At 69.0% G+C, this 5,909-nt stretch carries 4 protein-coding genes; 1 reads left to right on the forward strand and 3 read right to left on the reverse strand.

Translation table 11 applies throughout. The features are described from left to right. On the reverse strand, window positions 1-2,556 hold a 2,556-nt coding region (locus VGP60_RS37290), incomplete at its 3' end, for a serine/threonine-protein kinase (RefSeq protein WP_327552924.1). Between the two features lie 114 nt (window positions 2,557-2,670). Here VGP60_RS37290 and VGP60_RS37295 point away from each other — a divergent pair. Beyond that, a complete protein-coding gene (locus VGP60_RS37295) occupies window positions 2,671-3,363 on the forward strand; it encodes an ESX secretion-associated protein EspG (protein WP_327552925.1) in 693 nt (230 codons plus the stop codon). A gap of 3 nt (window positions 3,364-3,366) precedes the next feature. On the opposite strand, the gene VGP60_RS37300 is transcribed toward VGP60_RS37295, so the two are convergent. Together VGP60_RS37300 and VGP60_RS37305 are read right to left on the reverse strand one after the other, a co-directional pair. Continuing rightward, complete coding sequence (locus VGP60_RS37300) at window positions 3,367-4,329, reverse strand: glutamate ABC transporter substrate-binding protein (RefSeq protein WP_327552926.1); 963 nt, start codon at window positions 4,327-4,329, stop codon at window positions 3,367-3,369. Further along, window positions 4,329-5,741 (reverse strand): hypothetical protein, encoded by a 1,413-nt coding sequence (locus VGP60_RS37305; RefSeq protein WP_327552927.1) that lies wholly within the window; start codon window positions 5,739-5,741, stop codon window positions 4,329-4,331. The genes VGP60_RS37300 and VGP60_RS37305 overlap by 1 nt, the downstream gene beginning before the upstream one ends. Window positions 5,742-5,909: the final 168 nt, after the last annotated feature.

Below are 5,909 nucleotides of genomic sequence, written 5' to 3' on the forward strand. Positions count from 1 at the left end.
CGACGTCCGCACCCATTCGTGGCAGGCCTCCAGGACCTCGGCCGACAGGCGCGTGCGCCGCTCGGCGTCCAGGTTGAGGCGCTCCAGCTTGTTCCCCGCCTCGACGAGGTCGCGTTCGGACACCGGCGCGGAGTCCCTGGCACTGCTGATCCGCGTCTTGATCTTGATCGCGGCGACCTGCGCGGCGACGTGATGCGTCGAATGCGGCGACACCGATTCGAGCACCTCGATCGCACCCGCTTTCCCGCCCTGCGCCAGGTAAACGCGGGCGAGGCCGAACGCGGCGCTGACGTACGAGTGGTCCGTTCGCCACACCAGTTCGTAGAACCGCGCGGCACCGAAGTAGTCGCCGACGCCTTCGGCGGCGACACCGAGCGCCAGTTTCGGCGCGATCTCGCCGGGCAGCTCGTCGTAGACCGATTCGAACGCCACGTGCGCGACGCGCGAGCGCCCGCCGGCGAGTTCGATCAGGCCGCGGTACCAGTCGATCCGCCAGTCGTGCGGGAAACCGGCCTTGATCGCGAGGTACTGGGCCGCCTGCAGCTGCCGCTGCGCTTCGGCGAGCTCACCGAGCTCGATCCGCGCGCGGACGATCCGCAGCCGGACCTCGATCGACTCCCGGGGCGCGCCCGCGAGCGCGTCGATGGCCACCCGCGGGTCGTCCGAAGTCGTCGTGGCGAGCACGCCCGCCGCCGGGTCACCGGTGTCGACCTGCGGGACCGGCAGCCCGGCCACCACTTCGCGCCAGTCGGGCAGCGGGACGCTCTGACCCGGCTCCGGGACGACCAGCTCGACGCCGAAGGTCCGGCTCTCCGGACCGAACACGGTCGACGCGCCCGGCCGGGGCTGACCGGTGCCGAGCGCCATGATTTCGCGCAGCACCCCGGTAAGCTGGTCGGCCATGTCCTCGGCGGAGATGAACCGGCGATCCGGGTCCGTATGCGTCGAACGCTTCAGGAACCGGTGGTACGAACCGAAAAGCGCAAAGAGCGGGATATCCTTCGCCGACGGCAGGCTCGACTTGTACTTCGTCGTGTAGCCCGCGAATTCGAAGCTCAGCACGGCCAGCGTGCGGCCGACGGTGTACAGGTCCGAAGACACCGAAGCGCCCTGCTTCGCCAGTTCCGGTGCGCTGTAACCGGTGGTGAAGAACAGCGGGCTCTCGTAGTCGTCCATCCGGCGGACCGCGCCGAGGTCGATCAGCTTGAGCTGCTCGTGCGTCTGGATCACGTTGTCGGGCTTGAGGTCGCAGTACAACAGCTGCTGGGAATGCAGATATCCCATGGCGGGCAGGATTTCGAGGCCGTACGCGATGACCTGCCCGATCGGCAGCGGCTCGACGCGCTTGGTCTCGCGGTGGTGCGCGAGCGCGAGCTGCCGCAACGACTGGCCGCCGACGTACTCCATCACGATGTACCCGACGGCACTGCCCGTCTGGGGATCGGTGTGCTGAACGAAGTTGTGGATCTTGACGATATTCGGGTGCTCGACCTCGGCGAGGAAGCGCTGCTCGTTCGCCGCCGCGGCCATCGCCGTCGCGTCGCCGGTGTCGATGAGTCCTTTGAGGACTACCCAGCGGTCGCTGACGTTGTGGTCCTGCGCGAGGTAGATCCAGCCGAGCCCGCCGTACGCGAGCGCGCCGAGCACCTCGTACTGCCCGCCGACGATCTCGTGCGGGAACAGCTTCGGCTTGTACGAGAACGGGGTGTCGCACTGCGCGCAGATGCCCTCGGGCTCACCGGGAGCGCCGTTGACACCGCGGCCGACCTTGGAGCCGCAGCTGCTGCAGAAGCGCTTCTCCTCGGACACCATCGGGTTGTCGAGCACCGCGGACGCGGGGTCGCGGTAGGCCACCTGGGGGACGTCGACGAGCCCGGCGCCGAGCCTGCCGCGGCGCGAGGTGCGGGACGACGTGCGCCGCGAGGTGCCGGGGAACTTCCCGGAACCCGTGCCGGTGCCGGTGCCAGATCCGGTGCCGGTGCCGGAACCCGTCCGGGAACCCGTGCTGCGCTCGGGCAGGACGCTCTCCGTGCCGGGGTCGGGCAACGGCATGCCAGGGCCCGAGTCCGGGCGAGGCGCCGGCGGCATGATGCTTTGGGTTTCCGGCGCCGGGGAGCCGAGGACGCTCGTGGGCTGGGGATCGTTGTTGGCTTCCCAGTAGGGCCGTACGGGCTGCGCCGACGGTGTCACGGCCACTTGCTGTTGCTGCTGCTGTTGCTGGGGCGGCCGCTGCTGTTGTTGCTGCTGTTGCGGGGTGATCGGCCGGATACCCTGGACGGTGGCCTGGGCATCCGGCGAAACGGGCGGGAGCGCCTGGAAGACCGTGCGTTCGGCTTCGGGAGGAGCGGGGGCCTGGGAGCGCCCGGAGAGCACGTCAGGCGACTGCGTCCAGCCGGTGCCGGGCTCGTCCACCTGGTCGGATTCCAGCTCGATCTGGCCGGAGACCGAGGGCTCCGGCTCGTCCCAGCGGAACGGCGGCGGGGTCCAGCCGGGCATGTCGGACCCTCCGCCCTCGTCCCGTGCGGCGTGCCGAGGACGGCGCGACTCCTCCGACACAACTGCCTCCCGAGCTCCCCGCGACAAAGTCCTGCTGATCCTAGCGACTCCACACGCCCACTTCGGGCATATGGTTCGGGCGGAGTCGAATCAGTACGACGAGGAGAGCCCCCGGTGCCCGAAACGTTCAGTATGTCTCTATCGGAGCTGGACATCCTGGACGAGGATTTACGACTCGGCCGTGGGGTGCATCCGTTCCGGATTCCGTACGCGAGCCCGACCTTCGAGGAGCGCACCCGTCAGCGCGAAGCCGTCTGGAAAGCGCTCGCGGACGCCGACCTCGCCGCCAGCGGCAAGCTCGTCGCCGAGGTCGAGGAGACGTTGCGGGCTTGGGCGCGGCCGGACGTGCTGATCACGCACGTGGCCAGCGTCATCGAGGACGGCTCGCGCGAGCTGTACCGCGGCGGCTGGCAGGGCGACACCGGATTCATGTCGAGGTTGCAGGGCGACCGGGTGGTGTTCGACGAGCGGAAACCCGGCCAGGTCGTCCCCGAAATCGTGGATTTCCTGCCGTCTTGCTTTCCCTTCGCCGGGCACGGCGTCACGACGACAGCGCCGCCGGGAAGCGCCGGTTTCGGTCAGGGGCAAGGGTTCTTCGACCGTCCGATGCTCCGCTACGGCGCGATCGAGGTGTCGACGGGCAGCGAAGGCGGCCAGCTGGGCACGCTGCTGTGGTTCGACAGCGTGCGCGGCCGGTTCCTGCTCGAAGCGCTCCAGCTGCTCGACGGCACCCAGCGCCGCACGTTCACCCCGACCGACGGCCGCCACATCGCCTACTGGCTGCACCGCAAGGTCACGTCGATCTGAGGCCTAGCGGTATTGCGGGGTGGGCGGGTTGGCGTCGCCGAGGCCGGGGAGCAGCCACTTGTTGTAGCTCGTCTTCCACGGCCCGGCACGGACGTCTTCGAGCACGGCGTTGACGTACCGCACCATGTCGTCGTTTTCCTTGGGGATCCCGATGCCGTAGTTCTCGTCGGTGAACCGGTTACCGACGATCTGCAGCGTCGGGTCCTGCGCCACCATCCCGGCGAGGATGGTGTCATCGGTGGACACCGCTTCGACCTGGCCCTGCTGCAGCATCACCAGGCAGTCCGCCCAGTTGTCGACCGAGACCGGGATCGGCTTCGACGGCTCCGTGGCGATCTTCGTCAGCGAGGTCGACGACTTGGTGGCACACACGCGCTTGCCCGCCAGGTCCGCAAGTTTCGACACCTTCGGCGCCGTCGCCTTGTCGACCAGGATCCGCTGCCCGGCCTGGTAGTACACCGACGAGAAGTTGATCCGCTTCAGGCGGTCGCAGGTGATGCTGTACGTCCGCACGACGATGTCGACCTGCTTCTGCTCCAGCACGTTCTCCCGCTGCGAAGACGGGATCGCCTTGAACTGGACGTGCCCGTCGGCGGAGCCGAAGATCGCCGCCGCGATCTGCTTGGCGATGTCGATGTCGAAGCCTTCGAGGCTGCCGGTCGTCGGGTTGCGGAAACCGAAGAGGAACGTGGTCTGGTCGACCCCGACGACCAGTTTGCCGCTCTCCTTGATCTTCGCCACCGTCGAACCGGTGTTGATCGTCTTGCTCGGCGAGAGGCTCGCCAGCGCGTTGCAGTTGGCTTCCGTCGCGGAGGCGCCCCCCTGGTCCGCGCCGCCGACGTGGGCGGGCAGCGGCCGCTCGACCTTGCCCACCGGCGCCGGGTCGATCGGTTTCCCGGCGGAACCACACGCGCCCGCGAGCAGAACCGCCGCGACGACCAGTGAAATCCGTGTCTTCTGTCCCATCACCGGTACTCCCTCAGACGTTCCCGGATACCGATGGTCGCACCCGCGGCGGCGATCACGGCGAGCACGGCGATTCCCGGTGCCAGCGCGGTGAGCGCGCGATCGGCGTTGCGGGTGTAGTCCACGAACTCCTGGCGGCCGACGTTGATCGCGGCGACCAGGTTTTCGTCCAGGCGCAGGAAAGCCGAAGCCGCGCTGTCCGGCTTGGAGACGTCGATGGCCAGGTTGACCGACTCCTGGTACTGCCCGGCGTCGTCGAACCGGCGGACCTGGGTGTGCGCCTTGAGCCACGCCACCGCGTTGTCCTTGGCGGCGTTGATGTGGCCGCGCATGTCCGGCGCCGACGCCAAGGCCTCGATCTCGGCCAGCAACCCGCCCGTCCCGTCCGGGCCGACGAGCTGGAGCGTCAGGTTGGTGTAGTCCTTCTCGTAGTTGGCGCCGTCACCACGCGCGACGAGCGTCAGCGTCTCGTCGGCTCGTGCCTGCAGCGCGGCGATTCGGGCGCGCACCAGGACATCCACCTGGTGGGTGCCGTCGTTCTTGCCGTCGGCGACCAGCGTGCCCTGCACGACCAGCGCGACCGCGCCCCACAGGATCGCGACGATCACGGCTCCGGTGGCCACGAGCAGGCCGACGTTGAGCACCCTGTTCGTCCTGCGCTTCAAATACACCTGGGTGACGACCAGTGCGGCGAGCAGCGCGAGAATCAAAGCCGTTGCGGCCCAAGGGAAATTGGTGGCCGTCTCCTGCTCGTCGGACAGGCGCTGAGTGTCGATCGCGTACAGCTCCTGCGCGGCCGGAAGGATTTTGGCGCGCATGAGCTCGGAGGACTCACGCAAGTAGGAGGCACCGGCGGGGAACCCCTGACGGTTGTTCGCCCGCGCCGTCTCGACCAAACCGGTGTAGACGGGCACCTGCTGGGCGAGCGTGTCGACCTGCTTCGCCGCTTCGTCCACGCCAGCCGAGTCGGAAGCGGCCTTCGCGAGCGCGGCACCGGCCTGCGCGACGTCGAATTCGTAGCGCTCACGCAGCGCGGGCGGTTCCGTGCCGGTCGAGAGGAACGCACTCGCCGCCGTCGCGTCCGCGTCGGACAGCGAGCGGTAGACCTGCTGCGCCGCCGCGGCGAGCGGTTCGCGGTGGTCGATGAGACCGTTGATGGTGTCTTTCTTGTCCTGCGCGGAAATCGTGCCGACAAGACCGGTGAGCACCGCCAGCAAGGCGAGCCCCACGGCGATCACGGAAAGCCGCCCCGGCGTGGTCGCCGCCGATCGGATGATGCTGCGTACGGCGTTGCCGGGCAGGTCGAGCAGGCCCGCGACGCCGGACCGCGACTCTCGCCGGGCGGCCGGTTCCGCGCGGACGGGCGACTGGGGTCCCCCCGGTGCCCCCGGTCGCGTCGCTGTGGTCGTCATGCCCTGAATCCTCCCCTAGACCTTCCCGCAAGAAGGTATCCGAGTCGGCGGGCGGACAGCCAGCGACACGGGCTTTGTCTCCCCCACGTGACCTGTTCACCCGGTGGGGACACCGCGGAGGGGCAGTGCACGAGCGGCGCGGCTTGGGTGGGTGGGGGGGGGGGGGGG

Origin of the sequence: Amycolatopsis sp., from assembly GCF_036008905.1 — a bacterium.
GTDB lineage: Bacteria > Actinomycetota > Actinomycetes > Mycobacteriales > Pseudonocardiaceae > Amycolatopsis.